The organism is Mycobacterium sp. (genome assembly GCF_051006775.1).
In the GTDB taxonomy this organism is placed as follows: domain Bacteria; phylum Actinomycetota; class Actinomycetes; order Mycobacteriales; family Mycobacteriaceae; genus Mycobacterium.
This window is the reverse complement of the sequence record NZ_JBPCSX010000022.1, coordinates 14,621-35,973: the sequence shown is the minus strand read 5'-3', so window position 1 is coordinate 35,973 and position 21,353 is coordinate 14,621. Positions and strand designations below refer to the sequence as shown.

Below are 21,353 nucleotides of genomic sequence, written 5' to 3'. Positions count from 1 at the left end.
ACCGACCTGATCGGGCGGATGCGCCGATACCTGGCCGACGATCTGGACACCCCGAAAGCGCTTGCCGCCGTTGACGGCTGGGTGACCGACGCGCTCGAATACGGGGGACACGACCAGGGGGCACCGGCACTGGTTGCCACCGCGCTGGATGCCCTGCTCGGAGTTCGATAGCGACGGGATCGCTGAGCCGCTACAGCGTCGCGACTCCGTATTCGCCGACCCGGCCGCTGAGGTAGCGCAGCTGATCTGCCGCCGAGCCGAAGGTCTGGTCGATGGCGGTCAGCCTGGCGGCGTAGTGAGCGATCGGATACTCCGCCGTCACGCCGATACCACCGTGCAGCTGGATCGACTCCTGGGCGATGTGGGTGCCCGAGCGGCCGATCTGCAGCTTTGCGCGTGCTGATACCTCCGGATCGAAGCGTCCGTCGGCCACACACACCGCCGCGTAGTAGTTCATGCTGCGGGCCAGCTCCAGCGAGACGTACATATCGGCCGCGCGCTGGGTCAGCGTCTGGAACGTCTTGAGCGGCACACCGAACTGCTTGCGGGTCTTGAGGTAGTCGGTGGTCAGCCGCAACGACTCATCCATCGCCCCGACCGCCTCGGCGCACAGCGCCGACCGGAACCGGCTGACCGCCTCCTCGATGATGGCCGTCGCGTCACCGCCGGCTCCCAGCGGCCGCGCCGCGACATTGTCGAACTCGATATCGGCGCCGCGCTGGCCGTCGAAGGTTCGATAGGACGTGCGGTTTGTCGCCGATCCGTCCACCAGGAAGAGCCCCGCGCCACCGCCCGGCAACGCTGCACTGACGAGCAGGACGTCGGCACTGTCACCGGCGAGTACCGGAGACTTGCGGCCGGTCACCGTCCACTCCGAGCCCGCCCCGGATGCGGTGGTGGCCAGCGTGGCGGCTCCGCGCCTGCCGGCCTCGGTGTGTGCGAACGCCAGCAGCGTGTTCCCGGCTGCGACATCGTCGAGCAGGGCGCGTTGTTCGTCGGAGCCGTGCGCGGCGATCACCGCGCCGGGGATCAACGCCGCGGCTGCGACGGGCTCCGGTGCGAGGCGGCGGCCGAGCTCGGTCAGGACCACCATCACCTCGATCGGGCCGGAGTCCTCGTCGAATCCCAGTCCGAGGATGCCGATCTCGGCCAGCTGCTGCCACACCTCGCGGCTGAAGCCCTCATCGGAGTCGATGATCTTATTGCGCTTCTCGGTGTCATAACCCGACAGCACCTCGCGGGTGGTGTCGGCGAGCATCTGCTGCTCTTCGGATAGATCAAAGTTCATGTCGTAATCCCTAAATTCCTATAGACCCAAGATGGTCGAGGAGACGATGGAGCGCTGAACCTCGTTGCTGCCGCCGTAGATCGACGTCTTGCGGTAGTTGAGGTACTTCGGCGCGGCATGCTGGGCCCAGGCCGGCGAGCTAGCCCCGGCGGCGCCGAACGGAAGCGCGTTGGGACCGGCGACCTCCACCAGCAGCTCGGTCACCGCCTGCTGCAACTGGCTGCCGCGCAGTTTGAGAATCGAGGAGGCCGGGTTGGGCTTGCCGCTGCCCTCATCCCCGCTGACCCGGAGCTGAGTCAGCTCCAGAGCCAGCAGTTCGGTTTCGATCTCGGCCACCCGGGAGGCGAACAGCGGGTCCTCCAGCAGGGTGCTCTCCCCGAGGGCGGTGGCGGCGGCGTACTCCTTGACCTCGGCCAGCCAGGCCTTGGAGGTGCCGATGCGGGCGATGCCGTTGCGCTCGTTGGACAGCAGGAACTTCGCGTAGGCCCAGCCGGCGTTCTCCTCGCCGACGAGCTGGTTGACCGGCACCCGGACGTCCTCGAACCACACCTCGTTGACCTCGTAGCTGCCGTCGATCAATTTGATCGGCCGCAGCGTGATGCCCGGTGTCGACATCTCCACCAGGATGAAGGAGATGCCGGCCTGCTTCTTGGGAGCGTTCGGGTCGGTGCGGGCCAGCAGGAAGATCCAATCGGCGAACTGGCCCAGCGTGGTCCAGGTCTTTTGACCGTTGATCACGTAGTGATCGCCGTCGCGCACCGCGGTGGTCCGCAAACTCGCCAGATCCGAACCGGCCTCCGGCTCGGAAAAGCCTTGGCACCACCAGATGTCGAGGTTGGCCGTCGCCGGCAGGAAGCGATCCTTGAGTTCCTGGGAGCCGAACGCCGCGATCACCGGCCCGACCATGCTGGCGTTGAAGGCCAGCGGTTCGGGGACGTAGGCCAGCCGCATCTCATCGGCCCAGATCTGGCGCTGCAGCGGCGTCCAGTCCTTGCCGCCCCATTCGACCGGCCAGTTGGGCACCGCCAGGCCGGCCTCGTTGAGGATGCGCATGGTGGTGATCGCATCGTCGGGGTAGTTGTGCTCCTCGTTGCGGGTGCGCTCCCGGATCTCCGCGGGAATCTGGGTGGTGAAGAACTCCCGCAACTCGTCGCGGAAAGCCGAGTCGGCCTCGCTCAATGCAAGTTTCATGGAAGCACGGTAGCGCAGCCCTACCAACCGGTAGGCAGGGGTTGAGGAACTAGTTGCGGAAGCCCGGACCCCGGCGGCGCAGATAGCGTTCGAACTCGGCGGCCAGGGTGTCTCCGTCGACCTTCGACAGCGCCTCATTGACGTCGATCTCGGCGTCGCCGCGCTGCTCGAGTCCGGCGACGTAGTCGGCGATCTCCTCGTCGTCGGCGGTCATCTCGGTGACGGCCTGCTCCCACTCCTCGGCCTGGGCCGGCAGGTCGGCCAGCGGCACCTCGATATCGAGCACCTCCTCGACCCGGCGCAGCAGGGCCACGGTGGCCTTGGGGTTGGGCGGCTGCGACACGTAGTGCGGCACCGCCGCCCAGAAGGTCACCGCCGGAATGCCGGCCGCCACGCAGGCGTCCTGGAACACCCCGGCGATCCCGGTGGGCCCCTCATACCGGGATTCCTCCAGTCCGAAGAACTTCGCCGACTCCGGGGAGTAGGCCGCACCTGACACCGGCACCGGGCGGGTGTGCGGGGTGTCGGCCAGCAGGGCGCCGAGAATGACGACGGTGTCGACATTGAGTTTGTCGGCGATCGTGAGCAATTCGGCGCAGAAACTGCGCCAGCGCATATTGGGCTCGACCCCGTGCATCAGCACGATGTCGCGGTCGGCGCCGGGCGGACGGCAGTGCGAGATCTGCATGGACGGCCACACCAGTTCGCGAGTGACGCCGTCGACCTGGCGGATCACCGGCCGATTCACCTGATAGTCGTAGTAGGACTCGTCGTCGATCTCGATCAGCGGTTGAGCCTCCCAGATGGCGTCAAGGTGCTCCAGCGCGTCGCTGGCCGCGTCACCAGCGTCATTCCAGCCCTCGAACGCCGCCACGATGATGGTGTTGTGAAGTTCGGGCAGGCTGGGGCCGTCTGTGCCGCTGAAGGTCCACGAGGTCACCTCCTCAGCCTAAGCCCGACGGGCGACCGTAGGCCGCATAAGACCGGCTCGCCGCCGGAGAATCCGGCGCAGAAAATCCGGGGCGGCGACGACGTTTCCGCCGACCCCGGGCCACACCGTAGACTTTCTTCCGTCGAGAGGCGTTGCAACGGCTACGCGGGGCGCGTGTTTCCCAGTGGGACCCCCGGTATCCGCCACGCTCGGCAGAGTTAAGGACGCCTTCCGCATAGGAAGGAGCGCACGTGCACGTCCCTGACATCGCCCTTGCGCCGAACGTCCGCCCCGACTGCACCGACGCGCTGACGGCTACCCTGCGCAGCCGGATCATGGTGATCGACGGCGCGATGGGCACCGCGATCCAGCGTGACCGCCCCGATGAGGCCGGCTACCGCGGCGAGCGGTTCAAGGACTGGCCCAGCGACCTGGTGGGCAACAACGACCTGCTCACGCTGACACAACCGCACATCATCGAAGAGATCCACCGCGAGTACCTCCAGGCGGGTGCCGACATCCTGGAGACCAATACCTTCAACGCGAACGCGGTCTCGCTCTCCGACTACGGCATGGAAGAGCTGAGCTACGAGCTCAACTACGCGGGCGCGGCCCTGGCGCGGGCGGCCGCCGACGAGTTCAGCACGCCTGCCAAACCCCGCTATGTCGCCGGGGCGCTGGGGCCGACAACCCGGACCGCGTCGATCTCGCCGGACGTCAACGATCCCGGTGCGCGCAACGTCTCCTATGACCAATTGGTCAGTGCCTATCTGGAGGCCGCTAACGGGCTCGTCGACGGTGGCGCCGATCTGCTTATCGTCGAGACGATCTTCGACACACTGAACGCCAAGGCTGCGGTGTTCGCCATCGAGACGCTGTTCGAGGAACGTGGACGCCGGTGGCCGGTGATCATCTCCGGCACCATCACCGACGCTTCCGGACGGACGTTGTCCGGTCAGGTCACCGAGGCCTTCTGGAATTCGATCCGGCACGCGAAGCCGATCGCGGTGGGCCTCAACTGCGCTCTGGGCGCTCCGGAGATGCGGCCCTATATCGCCGAGATGTCCCGAATCGCAGACACTTTCGTCTCCTGCTACCCGAATGCCGGCCTGCCCAACGCCTTCGGAGAGTACGACGAATCCCCGAAGCGACAGGCCGGTTATCTCGACGATTTCGTCGACGACGGTCTGGTCAATCTTGTCGGCGGTTGCTGCGGTACGACGCCCGAGCACATCGCCGAGATCGCGCGCGTGGTCGAGGGCAAGCCCCCGCGCGAGGTGCCCACCATCCCGCGGGCGACCCGACTGGCCGGCCTTGAGCCGCTCAACATCACCGACGACTCGCTGTTCGTCAACATCGGAGAGCGCACCAACATCACCGGCTCGGCCCGGTTCCGCAACCTGATCAAGGCCTCCGACTACGACACCGCGCTGTCGGTCGCACTGCAGCAGGTCGAGGTCGGCGCACAGGTCATCGACATCAACATGGACGAGGGCATGATCGACGGCGTCGCCGCGATGGACCGCTTCACCAAACTGATCGCGGCCGAGCCGGATATCAGCCGGATCCCGGTGATGATCGACTCCTCCAAATGGGAGGTCATGGAAACCGGCCTGAAAAACGTCCAGGGCAAGCCGATCGTCAACTCGATCTCTCTGAAGGAGGGCGAGGAGAAGTTCGTCCGCGAGGCCCGGCTGTGCCGCAAGTACGGCGCCGCGGTGGTTGTGATGGCCTTCGACGAAAAGGGTCAGGCCGACAACCTGGAGCGCCGCAAGGAGATCTTCTCCCGCGCCTACCGGATCCTGACCGACGAGGTCGGCTTCCCGGCCGAGGACATCATCTTCGACCCGAACTGTTTCGCGCTGGCGACCGGTATCGAGGAGCATGCGACATACGGCATCGACTTCATCGAGGCGTGCGCCTGGATCAAGGCCAACCTCCCGGCGGTGCACATCTCAGGCGGCATCTCGAACGTGTCGTTCTCGTTCCGGGGCAACAACCCGGTCCGCGAGGCGATCCACGCGGTGTTTCTGTTCCACGCCATCAAGGCCGGCCTGGACATGGGCATCGTCAACGCCGGCGCGCTGGTGCCGTACGACTCGATCGACCCGGAACTGCGCGAGCGTATCGAGGACGTCGTCCTGAACCGCCGCGAGGACGCGGCCGAGCGGCTCCTGGAGATCGCGGAACGGTTCAACAGCTCGGAGAGGGTTGACGATGCGGTCGCCGCCGAGTGGCGCAGCCTCCCGGTCCGGGAGCGGATCACCCACGCCTTGGTCAAAGGCATCGATGCCAACGTCGATGACGACACCGAGGAGTTGCGGGCCGAGATCGCTGCTGCGGGCGGGCGGCCGATCGAAGTGATCGAGGGTCCGCTGATGGACGGCATGAACGTCGTCGGTGATCTCTTCGGTGCAGGAAAGATGTTCCTGCCCCAGGTGGTGAAGTCGGCTCGCGTGATGAAGAAGGCCGTGGCCTACCTGCTGCCCTATCTCGAGGCGGAGAAGCAAGAGTCCGGCGACACCTCCGGCAAGGACACCAACGGGACGATCATCATGGCGACGGTCAAGGGTGACGTCCATGATATCGGCAAGAATATTGTTGGAGTTGTTCTGCAGTGCAACAACTTTGAGGTTATTGATCTCGGTGTGATGGTGCCCGCGACCAAGATCCTTGCTGCGGCGAAGGAGCACAACGCCGATATCATCGGGCTGTCGTGTTTGATCACCCCATCCCTGGACGAGATGGTCAACTTCGCCGTCGAGATGGAGCGCGAAGGATTGCAGATCCCGCTGCTGATCGGTGGTGCTACCACCTCGCGCGCCCACACGGCGGTGAAGATCTCGCCGCGCCGGTCCGGCCCGGTGGTCTGGGTCAAGGATGCCTCGCGCTCGGTACCGGTCGCGGCGGCACTGCTCGACGACAAGCAGCGGCCGGCCCTGCTGGAAGCCACCGAGTCCGACTACGCGTCCCTGCGGGAACGGCACGCCCAGAAGAACGAGCGGCCGATGCTGACCCTGGAGAAGGCCCGCGCGAATCGGACGCCGATCTCCTGGGAGGGATACACGCCACCGGTCCCTGCCCAGGGCGTCGGGGTTCGGGAATTCTTGGATTACGACCTTGCCGAACTGCGCGAGTACATCGACTGGCAGCCGTTCTTCAACGCCTGGGAGATGAAGGGCCGGTTCCCCGACATCCTCAACAATCCAGCATCGGGGGAGGCCGCCCGCAAGCTGTACGACGACGCCCAGGAAATGCTCGACACCCTGATCAAGGAGAAGTGGCTGAAAGCCAACGGGGTTGTCGGTTTCTTCCCGGCCAACGCCGTCGGTGACGATATCGAGGTCTACACCGACGAGACGCGTACCGAGGTGCTGACCACATTGCGCAATCTGCGCCAGCAGGGCGAGCATCGCGACGCCATTCCGAACCGGAGCCTCGGCGACTTCGTCGCGCCCAAGATCACGGGTCTGGCCGACTACGTCGGCGCCTTCGCCGTCACCAGCGGCCTCGGCAGCGCGGAGCGGGTCGCCGAGTTCAAAGCAGCCAATGATGACTACAACGCGATCCTGCTGGAGTCACTTGCCGACCGCCTCGCAGAGGCGTTCGCCGAACGGATGCACCAGCGGGTCCGCACCGAGTTCTGGGGGTACACCCCTGAGGAGGATCTCGACAGCGAGGCGCTCATCGAGGAGCGCTACACCGGTATCCGGCCCGCCCCCGGCTACCCGGCATGCCCGGAGCACACCGAGAAGATGACGATCTGGGAGTTGATGGATGTCCGGGAGCGAACCGGCATCGAGCTGACCGAGTCGATGGCGATGTGGCCCGGCGCCGCCGTGAGTGGTTGGTACTTCTCACATCCGCAATCGCAGTACTTCGTGGTCGGCCGATTGGCCCAGGATCAAGTCGCGGACTACGCCAAGCGCAAGGGCTGGACCCTGGCCGAAGCCGAGCGCTGGCTGGCGCCCAACCTGGGCTACAACCCGGAGGACTGAGCTCGTGCGCCGTCGTCACGCGGCTGAGTCGTTGATCGGCGGTGCCTGGGGTTGGAATGGGTCGTAGCACCACCAGTCCGCGCGTTCGCCCAGCGGTCCGGGGCACGGCGGGACCGAGGGTGGTGGTGTGCCAGGTGTTCGGGCCAGTGCTCCCGGGTGTAGTGGTTCACCGTCGCCATCGGTGATGAGGAGACGGTCGGCCGGCCCGGTGATGATGATGCCGCCGCTGTGGTGCAAACGGTGATGGAAGGGGCACAGCAGCACAAGGTTGTGCAATTCGGTTTCCCCGCCGTCTTCCCAGTGCTTGATGTGGTGGGCGTGCAGACCGCGGGTCGCGCCGCAGCCCGGGACCGCGCAGCAGCGGTGCCGGTGTTCCAGGGCCCGGCGCAGCCGCCGGCTGATCGTGCGGGTCGACCGTCCGCAACCGATGACCTCACCGTCGCGTTCGAACCACACCTCAGCGGTGGCATCGCAGGTCAGATACTGCCGCTCGGCCTCATCCAGCAGTGGGCCGAGGTGCAGTGCGCCGATCTGCTGCGCGATATCGAGGTGCACCACCACGGTGGTGCGCTGGCCGTGCGGCCGGGCGTGGACGTCGGCGTCCCAGCCGGCCTCGATCAGCCGCATGAAGGCGTCGATGGTGTTCGGAAACGGGGGCTGCTGATCGGCCGCCCCGGCGCTGCCGTCCCGGTCGCTTTTCCACTCTGCGATCAGCGCATCGCGATGGGATTGCAGGGCGGCTTCGAAGGCCGCTGATTCGGCGTGCGGCAGGGCGATCCGCCAGAAGTCGAACACGTCGTCGCTGGTCTTGGTGATCGCCGGCTGCTGGTCGGGCCGGGGGCCGGGATCGGGGCGGGGTTCCAGCTTGACGGCGGTGCGCAGCTGGTTGACGGTGGCAACCTCGGCCAGCTGCGCGTAATGCGCGTCGGACCCCTCGCCCGCACGGGCAGCGATCACTCCGACCTGGTCTAAGGAAAAGCGGCCTTCCCGCATGCCTTCGACGCAGAGCGGAAAGGATTCCAGCCGTCGGGCCACGGTCGCGATCGCGGCGGCATTCGCCGAGGAGGCGCCGGTCTTCCAGGCGACCAGGGCGGCCAGCGAGCGCGCCCCGGTGGCACCCCACAGTTCATCGCGGTCGATCTCGGCGACGATCTCAACGATGCGGCCGTTGACCGCGTTGCGCTGGCCGGTCAGTTCCGCGAGCTCATCGAAAAGGACCGCCAGGCGTTCACCCGGAAGCACATCACTGCCGGTCGGAGTGGTGGTTGCGGTCATGACTGCAGCATCCCACCGGAGTCTGACAAGTTTTGATGTAGAGCGGAGTGAGCCAGCCGTTGGCAGGGACGGGTTAATCTTCGACCATCATGAGAGCGGGGTATCAGGGAGACAGACTTCCTGCCGAGGCGCGCGCCCGAAATCTGCTCGATGTGGACCGCGCCGCCGCTTCGGAGTCGGCCGCTGCCGGAGACCTCCCATGAAGGCCGTCCTGTTCGACATGGACGGCACCTTGGTCGACTCCGAGAAACTCTGGGATATCGCCATGCAACAGCTGTATGCCAAGTTCGGCGCTGAGATGACCCCCGAGGTTCGGGAGTCCACCGTGGGCGGTTCGGCTGAGAGCGTCATGCGCATCGTCTACACCGATCTCGGCCTCGAGCAGGATCCCGCTCATATGGCTGCCACCGCCGACTGGCTGCACGTGATCACCGGCGAACTGTTCGAGGCCGGACTGCCATGGTGCGATGGCGCCCGTGAACTGCTCGACGCGTTGCACGATGCCGCGGTGCCGATGGCATTGGTGACCAATACCCGGCGCGGTCTCACTGAACGTGCACTCGACAGCATCGGCCGGCACTACTTCACCGCGAGTGTCTGCGGTGATGAGGTGGCTCATGGCAAGCCGGCTCCCGATCCATACCGCCGGGCCGCCGCACTACTCGACCTCGAACCAGGCGGGTGTCTGGCGATTGAGGACTCCGTCACCGGAGCGCTGTCCGCCGAGGACGCCGGCTGCGCTGTTCTTGTGGTGCCCAATGACGTTGACGTGCCGGTGACCGCCCGGCGTCACCATGTCCGCTCACTGTCCGGTGTGGATGTCAGCCGGTTGCGGGAGATCTACGCGGAGCTTCAGTCGACTTAGGGAGGCAGTCAGCCTCGGACTGAATCCCTCCTGAGCCGTACGTGACTGTGCGATCGTGGTTGCACCATCACGGAAAGGACGCCAGATGGCCGGCCAAGGTCCCACCAGCGACACGCCATCGATATTCGATGACGAAGAGTTCTCCGGCCGCGGAGTGGTGCGCATCGCGTCGGTCGCCGCATTGGGCGGCCTACTGTTCGGATACGACAGCGCAGTGATCAACGGCGCTGTGGCCTCAATTCAGAGCCACTTCAATATCAACAATGCTTCACTCGGCTTCGCCGTGGCCTCTGCCCTGCTCGGTGCTGCCGCGGGCGCTATGACGGCGGGCCGTTTGGCTGATCGCATCGGTCGCATCTCGGTGATGAAGATTGCCGCGGTGCTGTTCTTCATCAGCGCCATCGGCACCGCCCTTGCGGGCAGCGTGTGGACAATCGTGCTGTTCCGGATCATCGGCGGTATCGGCGTCGGCGTGGCGTCGGTGATCGCGCCGGCCTATATCGCCGAGACATCTCCGGCGCGGATCCGAGGCCGACTTGGGTCGCTGCAGCAATTGGCGATTGTGAGCGGCATATTCATCTCGCTGGCTATCGACTACCTGCTGGCCCATCTGGCCGGCGGTGCCAGCAAGGACCTGTGGCTTGGGCTTGAGGCCTGGCGGTGGATGTTCCTGATCATGGCCGTCCCCGCCGTCATTTACGGGGTGCTGGCATTCACGATTCCGGAATCGCCGCGCTATCTCGTTGCGCGCAAACGCATTCCGGAGGCTCGCAAGGTGCTCACCATGCTGCTGGGCGAGAAGAACCTCGACATCACCATCGACCGCATCCAGGGCACACTGCAGGGCGAGGCCAAGCCGTCATGGCGCGATCTGCGGAAGCCGGCCGGCGGTGTCTACAGCATCGTCTGGGTCGGACTGGGGCTGTCGATCTTCCAGCAGTTCGTCGGGATCAACGTAATCTTCTACTACTCCAACGTGCTCTGGGAGGCAGTCGGTTTCGACGAGAGCCAATCCTTCCTGATCACGGTGATCACCTCAATCGTCAACATTGTGACCACGTTGATCGCCATCTCGCTCATCGACAAGATCGGCCGCAAGCCGCTGCTGCTGATCGGCTCGGCCGGGATGGCCCTCACGCTGGCGACGATGGCCTTCATCTTCGGAACCGCGCCGCAGGTCGATGGCACCCCACAGCTCAGCGGTGTGCAGGGGCCGGTAGCCCTGATCGCGGCCAACCTGTTCGTGGTGGCCTTCGGCATGTCCTGGGGTCCGGTGGTGTGGGTGCTGCTCGGCGAGATGTTCCCCAATCGCATCCGTGCCGCCGCGCTGGGCCTGGCCGCCGCCGGACAGTGGGCGGCCAACTGGCTGATCACCGTCAGCTTCCCGGAGTTGCGGAACAACCTCGGTCTGGCCTACGGCTTCTACGCACTGTGTGCCGTTCTGTCGTTGCTTTTCGTCTGGCGCTGGGTCCGTGAGACCAAGGGCGTGGCCCTGGAGGATATGCAGCACAGCGGCTGATTCGGGCCTGCCGATCCTGGCCGGGGGAGAAACCGCCGTGACGGACACCGCGCCAGCGTGGAACAATCCCGTGCCGTGAAGACCTTCGAGGAGTTGTTCGCCGAGTTGGGCGAGCGTGCGCGCACCCGGCCGGCCGGCAGCGCCACCGTTGCCGCCCTGGACGCCGGTGTGCACAACCTCGGTAAGAAGATCATTGAAGAGGCCGGTGAGGTGTGGCTGGCCGCCGAGCATGAGACAGACGAGGCGCTGGCCGAAGAGATCAGCCAGCTGCTGTACTGGACGCAGGTGCTGATGATCGCCCGTGGTCTGGGTCTCGACGACGTCTACCGGAAGCTGTAGGGATCCCATGTTGCGTGTCGCAGTGCCCAATAAGGGCGCGCTGTCCGAACCTGCCGCGGAGATCCTGTCCGAGGCCGGCTACCGCCGCCGAACCGATCCCAAGGACCTCACCGTCATAGATCCGGTCAACGGTGTGGAGTTCTTCTTCCTCCGGCCCAAGGACATCGCCATCTACGTCGGGTCCGGCCAGTTGGACTTCGGAATCACCGGCCGCGATCTGGCCGCGGAATCCGACGCCCCGATCCGGGAGCGGCTGGCGCTGGGATTCGGATCCTCGAGCTTCCGCTACGCCGCACCGGCCGGACGGTCGTGGACCGTGGGTGATCTGGCGGGCAAGCGGATCGCCACCGCCTATCCGAATCTGGTGCGAAAAGACCTGCAGACCAAGGGGATCGAGGCTACGGTGATCCGTCTCGACGGGGCCGTGGAGATCTCGGTGCAACTCGGCGTCGCGGACGCGATCGCCGATGTCGTCGGCTCCGGGCGCACCCTGAGCCTGCACAATATGGCGGCGTTCGGGGAGCCGCTGTGCGATTCCGAAGCGGTCCTGATCGAGCGGGACAGCGATGAGGACAGCGGCGAGAACGGCAGGGCGAGCCGCGCCGCACGCGATCAGCTTGCCGGCCGCGTCCAGGGCGTGGTCTTCGGCCAGCAGTATCTGATGCTCGACTACGACTGCCCGCGGTCCGTGGTCGACAAGGCAGTCGGAATCACCCCGGGCCTGGAGTCGCCGACCATCGCGCCGCTGGCCGACCCGGACTGGGTTGCGGTGCGGGCGCTGGTGCCGCGCCGAGAGGTCAACGCGATCATGGATGAGCTGGCGGGTATCGGCGCGAAGGCCATCCTGGCCTCCGACGTCCGGTTCTGCCGCTTCTAGGCGTGCTAGCGTCCGGAGCCATGACGCACGCGCTCGTACTGTTGCTGGCACTGCTGATCGGCGTGGTGGCGGGCCTGCGAACGTTCACCGCACCGGCGGTGCTGGCCTGGGCGGCATTCCTGCACTGGATCAACCTGTCCGCCACCTGGGCTTCCTGGATGGGGCACTGGGCGACCGTCGCAGTCCTGAGCATCCTGGCCGTCATCGAACTCGTCAGCGATCAGATGGAATCGATGCCGAGCCGCAAGACGGCCGCGCCGTTCCTGGCCCGGCTGGCCAGCGGCGCCTTCGCCGGCGCGGTGCTCGGTACCGCCTGGGGTTACAAGTGGAGCAGTCTGGGCGCGGGCATGATCGGTGCGGTGATCGGCACCATCGGCGGCTACGCGGCGCGCACCCGACTGGTCGCCGCCAACGGCGGACGGGACCGGCCGGTCGCCCTGGGCGAGGACCTCCTCGCCGTGGCGGGCGGCGTGGCCGTCGCCTACCTCACCAGCGTCCTGTAGCTCGCGCCACCGCACCGGCAGCCTAGGCTGAACGGCTGTGACTGTGTCCGATGGCGGTAACGCCCCACGCCGAACCGGCCCGTTCGCCATCGGCGACAGGGTCCAGTTGACCGATGCCAAGGGTCGGCACTACACGATGATCCTGCAGGCGGGAGGGGAGTTTCACACCCATCGCGGCATCGTCGCTCACGACTCCGTGATCGGTTCGCCGGAGGGCTGCGTGGTCAAAGCCTCCGGCGGTGACGCCTTCCTGGTGCTGCGCCCGCTGCTGGTCGATTACGTGATGTCCATGCCGCGGGGCGCCCAGGTGATCTACCCCAAGGACGCCGCCCAGATCGTTCACGAGGGTGACATCTTCCCGGGCGCACGGGTCCTTGAGGCCGGCGCCGGGTCCGGGGCGATGAGCTGTTCGCTGCTGCGGGCCGTCGGGCCGAGTGGCGAGGTGATCTCCTACGAGGTCCGTGAGGACCACGCCGAGCATGCCCAACGTAACGTCTCGACCTTCTTCGGCGCCGAACCCGACAACTGGCGTCTGGTGATCGCCGATCTGGCCGGCACCGATCTCGCCGATGAGTCGATCGACCGCGCTGTGCTCGACATGCTCGCGCCGTGGGATGTGCTCGACGCAGTGTCGCGGGTGCTGGTGCCCGGCGGTGTGCTGATCATCTACGTCGCGACCGTCACCCAACTGTCCAAGACCGTTGAGGCCATGCGCGAGCAGCAGTGCTGGACCGAGCCGCGATCCTGGGAGTCACTGCAGCGCGGCTGGAACGTGGTCGGACTGGCGGTGCGCCCGGAGCACACCATGCGCGGGCACACCGCGTTCCTGATCTCCGCCCGCAGGCTGGCGCCGGGCACCGTCACGCCGACGCCGCTGCGGAAGAAGGGCCGCGGTACGGCCCCGGCAGCGACCTAGTCGGCGCTGTGTCGCACATCCCTTGGCGCTGAGCGCAATTCGAACTCCAGCCAACCGATCCACATCGCGAACTCAGCGGGCCGGAAGCCCGGTCCGGGAATTGCCGAAGGCCAGCAGCATCTCCGCGGTGTCCCGGGTGAGCTGCCAGCCGTCCGGGCCGCTGTGAAACTCCATCGGAAACGAGAAGACGCCGGGGTTGGCCGGGTTCGTCGTCGTCACCGCGACAGTGGCCAGGACGTTTGTGTGGACAGGGGCCGACGGATCGCCGGGTTGGTCGCCGGCCCAGTTCACATCGGTGGCCGTGAATGCCACCGGGCTGAATCCGCCGTCGCGCAGGGCGGCGGCGAACCGGTCGAGGGTGACCGCATCGGTGGGCGTGGAGTCCTGCAGCAGTGGCAGCTTCTCGGCACCCGGCACCGCCGGGTCGGCCAACCGGGACATGACGGCGGTCAGTGCCTCCGGCGGTGGTGGCGGACCGGGGTCTGCCGGGGCCGGACGGACCGGGGATGCGCTCACCCGCGGCGAGGTGACGGTTGGTGCCGAGCGGGCATCGCCGTTACCGGCGCACCCGGACAGGATCACTGCGGCCGCTGTCAGGAGGGCCGCCGTGACGGTGGCCGCGGTCGCGGTCAGGCCGTGCCGCATGCCGTCAGGCGCTGAGCAGTGTCAGCACCGCGCTCGCCGACATGCGGGAGATCTTCCAGCCGCCCTCGTCCACGAAGGTGATGTTCTGCGTGGTCGCCGGCACGGCCGGAGCGGTGGCGGTGACATTGGCGGTGACGGCGCCCGGCCCGGCCGGCGCGATATTGCTGACAGCGAAGGTCAGCGGCACCTGCCCCTTGGCGACGGCCTTCTTCATCAGCCCGTCGGCGGCGCGCGCCTCGACCCGGCCGATACCACCTTCGATCAGGTTGCCCTTCGCGCTGAACGGGACGTTCGGGTCGGCCAGACCGGCCAGGACGCCGGTGAGCTGTTCGGCCGTGGGCAGGTCGGTGGCCGGGTCCAGAGGCAGGGGCACGCCGAAGACCACCGGCGCAACATTCACCGATGCGATCGGCGTGACGATCACCGCCCCCGCGGCGGCGGCACCGGCGATCAAGGTGGCCGCCATGCACGTGACGAGCAGTTTTCTGGTCACAGCTTTCCTCTCGATCGGCGGCGACTCTTCGTCGAGGTTAACAGCGATGTCAGAGTGTCGAAATTCTCTGGCGGCCCATGATGGTCTAATCGCCGGTAGCGTTGGCGTATCCAACTGCACCGGTTATCGGTGCGGGGAAGGAGCCGGATATGACTGAGTCACATCGTTCCGAGGCTGCAGGGGGCCCCGACGGCGACGAGACCGTCGAGGTCGAACGGCTGCGCCGAGAGGCGTCGCTGCTGCGCGAACAGCTGCAGAATGCGGTGGGCGCCGGCCGCAGCACCCGTGAGATCCAGCAGCTCGAGGCGCGAATCGATTCGCTGGCCTCACGCAACGCCAAATTGATGGACACCCTCAAGGACGCCCGCCAGCAGCTGCTGGCGCTGCGCGAGGAGGTTGACCGGCTGGGTCAGCCACCCAGCGGGTACGGCGTTCTGCTCGGTACTCACGAGGACGACACCCTCGACGTCTTCACCTCCGGCCGCAAGATGCGCCTGACCTGTTCGCCCAATATCGACGTCAAGACGCTCAAGAAGGGCCAGACGGTCCGCCTCAACGAGGCGCTGACCGTGGTCGAGGCCGGCGCCTTCGAGGCGGTCGGCGAGATCAGCACCCTGCGCGAGTTGCTCGCCGACGGGCGCCGGGCTCTGGTGGTCGGCCATGCCGACGAGGAGCGCATCGTCGGGCTGGCCGAGCCCCTGGTGGCGCTGGAGCATATGGCGCCGGAGGTGGCCAGTGCTCTGGAGGGAGCCCTCGACGACGACCAGCGCCCGCGCAAGCTGCGCCCCGGCGATTCGCTGCTGGTCGACAGCAAGGCCGGCTACGCCTTCGAGCGGATTCCCAAGGCCGAGGTCGAGGACCTCGTTCTCGAAGAGGTGCCCGACGTCGCCTACAGCGATATCGGCGGCCTGACGCGGCAGATCGAGCAGATCCGCGACGCCGTCGAGCTGCCGTTCCTGCACAAGGAGCTCTACCGCGAATACTCGCTTCGGCCACCCAAAGGTGTGCTGCTCTACGGCCCGCCCGGCTGCGGTAAGACGCTGATCGCCAAGGCGGTGGCGAACTCGCTGGCCAAGAAGATGGCCGAAGTGCGGGGTGAGGACGCCCGCGAGGCAAAGTCGTACTTCCTCAATATCAAGGGCCCGGAACTGTTGAACAAGTTCGTCGGCGAGACCGAGCGTCATATCCGGCTGATCTTCCAGCGGGCCCGCGAGAAGGCCTCCGAGGGCACTCCGGTGATCGTGTTCTTCGACGAGATGGACTCGATCTTCCGCACCCGCGGCACCGGCGTCAGCTCCGACGTCGAGACCACGGTGGTGCCACAGTTGCTGAGCGAGATCGACGGTGTGGAGGGGCTGGAGAACGTCATCGTCATCGGCGCCTCCAACCGCGAGGACATGATCGACCCGGCGATCCTGCGGCCCGGCCGCCTGGACGTCAAGATCAAGATCGAACGGCCGGATGCCGAAGCGGCGCAGGACATCTTCAGCAAGTATCTGGTTGAGACCCTCCCGTTGCATGCCGAGGATCTGGCCGAGTTCGGCGGCGATCGGAGCGTGTGCATCAAGGCGATGATCGAGCAGGTCGTCGAGCGGATGTACGCCGAGATCGACGACAACCGCTTCCTCGAGGTCACCTATGCCAACGGCGACAAAGAGGTCATGTACTTCAAGGATTTCAACTCCGGTGCGATGATCCAGAACGTCGTCGACCGGTCCAAGAAGTATGCGATCAAGTCTGTGCTCGAGAGCAACCAGCACGGCCTGCGGATCCAGCATCTGCAGGACTCGATCGTCGACGAGTTCTCCGAGAACGAGGACCTGCCCAACACCACCAATCCCGATGACTGGGCGCGGATCTCGGGCAAGAAGGGCGAGCGGATCGTCTACATCCGCACGCTGGTCACCGGCAAGACGTCCAGTGCGAGCCGGGCCATCGACACCGAGTCGAACCTTGGGCAGTATCTCTAGAACTCCAGCGTGTAGCTGTTGGTCAGCTCGTCCTGCAGCACGTGCGCGTCGCGTTCGGTGGTGTCCACCACCAGAGGGCTTGTCAGCGTTCGGGTTTGGTAGCTCCAGCCCTCGGGCGGCGTCAGCCGCGATGCCAGTCCGGGCAGGTCGTCCAGGGCCAGTTCCTTATCGACGACCTGGCTCCAGGTCTGCATCACCCAGCGATTGCCTTCGGGGTCGATCAGCTCGAACACCGGCCGCCCGGCATCGAAGGTGAAGATGGCCTTGCGGTCCACCTTGTTGACCGAATACGGCTGTGGATTACTCGACGACAGCTGCACCGTCGCCTGCTCGATCATCTCGATACCGCCGAAGCTCGCAGTCGGCTGCGGACTGCCGGCTTTCTTCTCGATACCGCTCATCAGCCAGTAGCGCGGGCCGTTGAGCAGTGCGCCGACTGCACCGTTGTCCTTCGCGATCGCGGCCGCATCCAGTGCGCCCCAGAGTTCTGCCGGGCAGTCATTGAGCGGAAAGCTGTTGTACACCGTCGCTTCCGGCCCGTTCTCGTTCATACGGATCAGAAGAACTTCGCCGTAGCGCTTTCCGAAGACGTCAGTCATATCTCCAGTGTGACCCCCCGGTAGCGATTACGGGCGAGCAGTGTCACCCGCAGGTCGTCGACCATCGGGTCGAGGAACTGCGCCCGGTACTGCGCGTCGGTGACGGCCTTGGCCGAGATGTACATGAACGTGGTCGCAGTCAGCAGCATCGTGGTCTGGATCAGCGAGTCGGGTATCGGCAGCGTCATCCCGAGCAGTTCTCCGTCGGGCCGGCCGTTACCGCGCGTCCAGGCATCCAGTACGGCCGGGCTGACCAGGATCATGCCCAGCACGAAGAACACCCCGCCGGTCAGTGCCGCCACCGTCACCACGTGGACAAGTTGGGAGGCCGCCATGACGAAGACGGTGTTCATCCGTTCGCCCAGCGACAGCTCATCGGCCTGTGCCGGATCAGGCATCCCGGCGAACGGCGTTCCGGCCAGCTCGGCCGAATCCGCGGAGGGGTCAACGGCGGCGATGCTGGGCGCCGACAGCAGCGGGCGCACCTGATCCAGTGTGGTCGACACCAGGAAACTGCCCGCGATCAGGAACAGGAACCCCATCCCCAGCCATAGACGTTCCCGGCTGATCAGCGAGGTCATCAGCCACACGTAGGTGTTGAAGAACATCAGGAAGGTCAGCAGCACCACCGGCAGTGCGCGGACGAACATCCCGGCCGTCAGGGCGAGGTTGGACACCGTCATCCTGGCCACCCAGCCCAGGATGGAGCCCACGCCGGTCGCGGTGAACAGCAGGATCAGTGCCACGGCCGCGCCGAAGAAGGCCACGTTGGCCCCGATGTGCTGGCTCGGGCCGCCCAGCAGCGCACCGGCCGCGATCACCGCCACCGCGACGTAGGAGGCGAGCAGCTGCCGCACCGGCGAAGCGATCCTGGTGACCAGCCAGCCCGTCACGGCTGCCAGCGGCACCACCAGGATCAGCAGGCCGAGCACGAAACTCTCGGCGAGATCGGGACGTCCGGCGATGTCGACGGTGTGCTGACCCGCGATGGCCACGATCAGGATCGAGTTCGCGGCGACTGCCGCCAGCGCGGCCAGTGCCGGTGCCGAGCGGCTCCACACCCGGCGCACCAACGCCGAGGGGCGCACGACCGCGGGCAGGCCACGGCTGAGGAACCAGCGGTCGGCTGCAGAGCTGTCAGTCATCGGCGGCACTCATGGTGCCGACACCTTAACTCCGGCGGATAGGCTGTCGGCCATGCAGCGGATCATCGGCACAGAGGTGGAATACGGAATCTCGTCGCCGACCGATCCGACCGCGAACCCGATCCTGACCTCGACCCAGGCGGTGCTCGCCTACGCGGCGGCCGCCGGTATCCAGCGCGCCAAACGCACCCGATGGGATTACGAGGTGGAGTCGCCGTTGCGTGATGCGCGCGGATTCGATCTCAGCCGCGGCTCCGGCCCACCGCCGATCGTCGACGCCGATGAGATCGGCGCGGCCAACATGATCCTGACCAACGGCGCGCGGCTCTACGTCGACCACGCCCACCCCGAGTACTCCGCCCCCGAGGTCACCGACCCGATGGATGCGGTGATCTGGGACAAGGCCGGAGAGCGGGTGATGGAGGCCGCTGCCCGGCACGTCGCCAGCGTTCCCGGCGCGGCCAGACTTCAGCTGTACAAGAACAACGTTGACGGCAAGGGCGCCTCCTACGGCACCCATGAGAACTACCTGATGCGCCGGCAGACGCCGTTCTCCGCCGTGATCGCCGGACTGACCCCGTTCATGGTGTCGCGTCAGGTTGTCACCGGTTCCGGACGGGTGGGCATCGGTGCATCCGGCGATGATCCGGGATTCCAGCTGTCCCAGCGCGCCGACTACATCGAGGTCGAGGTCGGCCTTGAGACCACCCTCAAACGCGGCATCATCAACACCCGCGATGAACCGCATGCCGATGCCGACAAATACCGGCGGCTGCACGTCATCATCGGCGACGCAAACCTCGCCGAGACGTCCACCTACCTCAAGGTCGGCACCACCTCGCTGGTGCTGGACCTGATCGAGGACGGGCCCCAGGAAGGCATCGACCTCTCCGATCTGATGCTGGCCCGGCCGGTGCACGCCGTCCATGTCGTCAGCCGGGACCCCTCGCTGCGCGCCACGGTGGCGCTGGCCGACGGCCGGGAACTCACCGCGTTGGCGATGCAGCGGATTTACCTGGAACGGGTGGCGGCCATGCTGGACCGCCGCGACCCCGATCCCCGCGCAGACCACGTCGTCGAAACCTGGGCGCATGTGCTCGATCTGCTGGAACGCGATCCGATGGAATGTGCCGAATTGCTGGACTGGCCTGCCAAGCTGCGGTTGCTCGAGGGCTTCCGGCAGCGGGAGAACCTGCAGTGGTCGGCGCCCCGCCTGCAGCTTGTGGACCTCCAGTACTCCGATGTCCGACTGGACAAGGGACTCTACAACCGGCTGGTGGCCCGCGGCTCGATGAAGCGGCTCGTCACCGAGCAACAGGTCCTCGACGCGGTGGACAACCCGCCGACCGACACCCGCGCCTATTTCCGCGGTGAGTGCCTACGCAGATTCGGCGCCGACATCGCCGCCGCCAGCTGGGATTCGGTGATCTTCGATCTCGGCGGCGACTCGCTGGTGCGGATCCCCACCCTGGAGCCGCTGCGCGGGAGCAAGGCACACGTCGGCGCGCTGCTGGACTCGGTGAACAGCGCCGCCGAACTGGTGGAACAACTGACCACCTGACGGGTGGTCGGGCTGATCACGCCGTGGTCGGACGGTACTGTGAAGGCCGGTGGCCATTTTGGAGTCGACTGTGGAGTCGACTGTGGAGTCGACTGTGAACTCAACACGGTCGCCGACGAGACCAGGAGGCAGCGATGGCTCAAGATCAGACCAAGCGTGGCGGCGGGGGCGGCGGGGACGACGACCTCACCGGTAACGCCGCGGCCGGCCAGGAGCGTCGCGACAAGCTCGCCGAGGAGACTGACGATCTGCTCGACGAGATCGACGATGTGCTCGAGGAGAATGCCGAGGACTTCGTGCGGGCCTACGTTCAAAAGGGCGGACAGTGACTGGGGCGTCCCCTGATCGTCTGGCTTTCAACTCACCGCTGACCGGTTTCCCGCCCCATTCCGTCGACCTCTCCTCGTTCACCGAGTACCTGCGTCGGCAAGCTCCGGAACTGCTGCCCGCCGGCCCACCGGCCGGTGCCGGCGCGACTCCCGGTGAGGCGTTCCCGCACGGCACCACGATCGTCGCGTTGCGTTACCCCGGCGGGGTGCTGATCGCCGGTGACCGGCGGTCAACCCAGGGCAATATGATCGCCGGCCGCGATGTGCAGAAGGTTTACATCACCGACGACTACACGGCCACCGGTATCGCCGGCACGGCCGCACTGGCGGTGGAGTTCGCCCGGTTGTATGCGGTGGAACTCGAGCACTACGAGAAGCTCGAGGGTCTCCCGATGACCTTCCCGGGCAAGGTCAACCGGTTGGCGATCATGGTCCGCGGCAACCTCGGTGCGGCACTTCAGGGTTTCGTCGCGCTGCCACTCCTGGTGGGCTACGACCTCGCCGATCCGAACCCGGATGCGGCCGGCCGGATCGTCTCGTTCGATGCGGCCGGAGGCTGGCATATCGAGGACGAGGGCTATCAGGCGGTCGGCTCGGGATCGCTGTTCGCGAAGTCCTCGATGAAGAAACTGTATTCCGCTGTGGCTGACGCCGATTCGGCGCTCAAGGTTGCGGTCGAAGCGCTGTATGACGCCGCCGATGACGACTCCGCCACCGGCGGGCCGGATCTGGTCCGCGGTATCTACCCGACCGCGGTTCTGATCGACGCCGACGGTGCGCAGGAGGTCACCGGGGAGCGTATCGAGCGGCTCGCCCGCGAGGTGATCGAGAAGCGAACGGACACAGATGATTTCGGTCCGGGCAAGGGCCCGAGCAACCAAGCGCCCAGAGCAGATTCGTGATGGGCGC

The 21,353-nt window shown here is 66.4% G+C and carries 19 protein-coding genes and 1 pseudogene; 12 read left to right on the top strand and 8 right to left on the bottom strand.

Annotated elements, in window-relative coordinates; all coding sequences use genetic code 11:
• Positions 1–171, top strand: a pseudogene (locus ACR2JI_RS01490) (cysteine--1-D-myo-inosityl 2-amino-2-deoxy-alpha-D-glucopyranoside ligase); the annotation flags it as partial.
• 19 nt (positions 172–190) lie between these two features.
• Here the strand turns inward: ACR2JI_RS01490 and ACR2JI_RS01485 are convergent.
• From ACR2JI_RS01485 to ACR2JI_RS01475, 3 genes are read right to left on the bottom strand one after another with little or no spacing between them, the layout of a single operon-like run.
• The gene (locus tag ACR2JI_RS01485; protein WP_526387267.1) at positions 191–1,288 is read right to left on the bottom strand and encodes an acyl-CoA dehydrogenase family protein; all 1,098 of its coding nucleotides are present in this window, start codon (positions 1,286–1,288) and stop codon (positions 191–193) included.
• An 18-nt stretch (positions 1,289–1,306) separates the two neighbouring features.
• Positions 1,307–2,479, bottom strand: a complete 1,173-nt coding sequence (locus ACR2JI_RS01480) for an acyl-CoA dehydrogenase family protein (RefSeq protein ID WP_526387265.1) — start codon at positions 2,477–2,479, stop codon at positions 1,307–1,309.
• Between the two features lie 49 nt (positions 2,480–2,528).
• Positions 2,529–3,380 (bottom strand): PAC2 family protein, encoded by an 852-nt coding sequence (locus ACR2JI_RS01475; protein ID WP_526387275.1) that lies wholly within the window; start codon positions 3,378–3,380, stop codon positions 2,529–2,531.
• 281 nt (positions 3,381–3,661) lie between these two features.
• Here ACR2JI_RS01475 and metH point away from each other — a divergent pair, with 281 nt between their 5' ends.
• Positions 3,662–7,408, top strand: coding sequence for a methionine synthase (gene metH, locus ACR2JI_RS01470; RefSeq protein ID WP_526387263.1), 3,747 nt, complete (start codon positions 3,662–3,664; stop codon positions 7,406–7,408).
• Between the two features lie 15 nt (positions 7,409–7,423).
• Here the strand turns inward: metH and ACR2JI_RS01465 are convergent, their stop codons facing one another.
• Entirely contained in the window at positions 7,424–8,683 is a 1,260-nt protein-coding gene (locus tag ACR2JI_RS01465; protein ID WP_526387261.1) for an HNH endonuclease signature motif containing protein, read from the bottom strand.
• A gap of 199 nt (positions 8,684–8,882) precedes the next feature.
• On the opposite strand from ACR2JI_RS01465, the gene ACR2JI_RS01460 reads away from it, so the two are divergent.
• The 6 genes from ACR2JI_RS01460 (at position 8,883) to ACR2JI_RS01435 (ending at position 13,702) form a co-directional block, all read left to right on the top strand.
• Positions 8,883–9,548, top strand: coding sequence for an HAD family hydrolase (locus ACR2JI_RS01460; RefSeq protein ID WP_526387259.1), 666 nt, complete (start codon positions 8,883–8,885; stop codon positions 9,546–9,548).
• A gap of 85 nt (positions 9,549–9,633) precedes the next feature.
• Positions 9,634–11,067 carry a sugar porter family MFS transporter gene (locus ACR2JI_RS01455; protein ID WP_526387257.1) on the top strand — a complete coding sequence of 478 codons (1,434 nt, stop codon included), beginning with the start codon at positions 9,634–9,636 and terminating at the stop codon, positions 11,065–11,067.
• Between the two features lie 57 nt (positions 11,068–11,124).
• Positions 11,125–11,406: a phosphoribosyl-ATP diphosphatase gene (locus ACR2JI_RS01450; protein ID WP_526387255.1), complete on the top strand. Its 282-nt coding sequence runs from the start codon at positions 11,125–11,127 to the stop codon at positions 11,404–11,406.
• A gap of 7 nt (positions 11,407–11,413) precedes the next feature.
• A complete protein-coding gene (hisG, locus tag ACR2JI_RS01445; RefSeq protein WP_526387253.1) occupies positions 11,414–12,283 on the top strand; it encodes an ATP phosphoribosyltransferase in 870 nt (289 codons plus the stop codon).
• Positions 12,284–12,303: 20 nt separating this feature from the next.
• Positions 12,304–12,786, top strand: a complete 483-nt coding sequence (locus tag ACR2JI_RS01440) for a DUF4126 family protein (protein WP_526387251.1) — start codon at positions 12,304–12,306, stop codon at positions 12,784–12,786.
• A 43-nt stretch (positions 12,787–12,829) separates the two neighbouring features.
• Positions 12,830–13,702 (top strand): class I SAM-dependent methyltransferase, encoded by an 873-nt coding sequence (locus tag ACR2JI_RS01435; protein WP_526387273.1) that lies wholly within the window; start codon positions 12,830–12,832, stop codon positions 13,700–13,702.
• A gap of 72 nt (positions 13,703–13,774) precedes the next feature.
• On the opposite strand, the gene lppK is transcribed toward ACR2JI_RS01435, so the two are convergent.
• Both lppK and ACR2JI_RS01425 read right to left on the bottom strand, forming a co-directional pair.
• Positions 13,775–14,347, bottom strand: a complete 573-nt coding sequence (gene lppK / locus ACR2JI_RS01430; RefSeq protein ID WP_526387249.1) for a lipoprotein LppK — start codon at positions 14,345–14,347, stop codon at positions 13,775–13,777.
• A gap of 4 nt (positions 14,348–14,351) precedes the next feature.
• A complete protein-coding gene (locus ACR2JI_RS01425; protein ID WP_526387246.1) occupies positions 14,352–14,840 on the bottom strand; it encodes an MTB12 family secreted protein in 489 nt (162 codons plus the stop codon).
• A 149-nt stretch (positions 14,841–14,989) separates the two neighbouring features.
• On the opposite strand from ACR2JI_RS01425, the gene arc reads away from it, so the two are divergent.
• Positions 14,990–16,810, top strand: a complete 1,821-nt coding sequence (gene arc / locus ACR2JI_RS01420) for a proteasome ATPase (RefSeq protein ID WP_526387244.1) — start codon at positions 14,990–14,992, stop codon at positions 16,808–16,810.
• Here the strand turns inward: arc and ACR2JI_RS01415 are convergent.
• The gene (locus tag ACR2JI_RS01415) at positions 16,807–17,409 is read right to left on the bottom strand and encodes a hypothetical protein (protein ID WP_526387242.1); all 603 of its coding nucleotides are present in this window, start codon (positions 17,407–17,409) and stop codon (positions 16,807–16,809) included. The genes arc and ACR2JI_RS01415 overlap by 4 nt on opposite strands.
• Positions 17,406–18,554, bottom strand: a complete 1,149-nt coding sequence (locus tag ACR2JI_RS01410) for a hypothetical protein (RefSeq protein WP_526387240.1) — start codon at positions 18,552–18,554, stop codon at positions 17,406–17,408. The genes ACR2JI_RS01415 and ACR2JI_RS01410 overlap by 4 nt, the downstream gene beginning before the upstream one ends.
• A gap of 52 nt (positions 18,555–18,606) precedes the next feature.
• On the opposite strand from ACR2JI_RS01410, the gene dop reads away from it, so the two are divergent.
• The 3 genes from dop to prcB all read left to right on the top strand — a co-directional run bounded on the left by dop (position 18,607) and on the right by prcB (position 21,346).
• A complete protein-coding gene (dop, locus tag ACR2JI_RS01405) occupies positions 18,607–20,115 on the top strand; it encodes a depupylase/deamidase Dop (protein WP_526387238.1) in 1,509 nt (502 codons plus the stop codon).
• 134 nt (positions 20,116–20,249) lie between these two features.
• The gene (locus ACR2JI_RS01400) at positions 20,250–20,444 is read left to right on the top strand and encodes a ubiquitin-like protein Pup (protein ID WP_526387236.1); all 195 of its coding nucleotides are present in this window, start codon (positions 20,250–20,252) and stop codon (positions 20,442–20,444) included.
• Complete coding sequence (gene prcB / locus ACR2JI_RS01395) at positions 20,441–21,346, top strand: proteasome subunit beta (protein WP_526387234.1); 906 nt, start codon at positions 20,441–20,443, stop codon at positions 21,344–21,346. The genes ACR2JI_RS01400 and prcB overlap by 4 nt, the downstream gene beginning before the upstream one ends.
• The last annotated feature ends 7 nt before the right edge of the window (positions 21,347–21,353 follow it).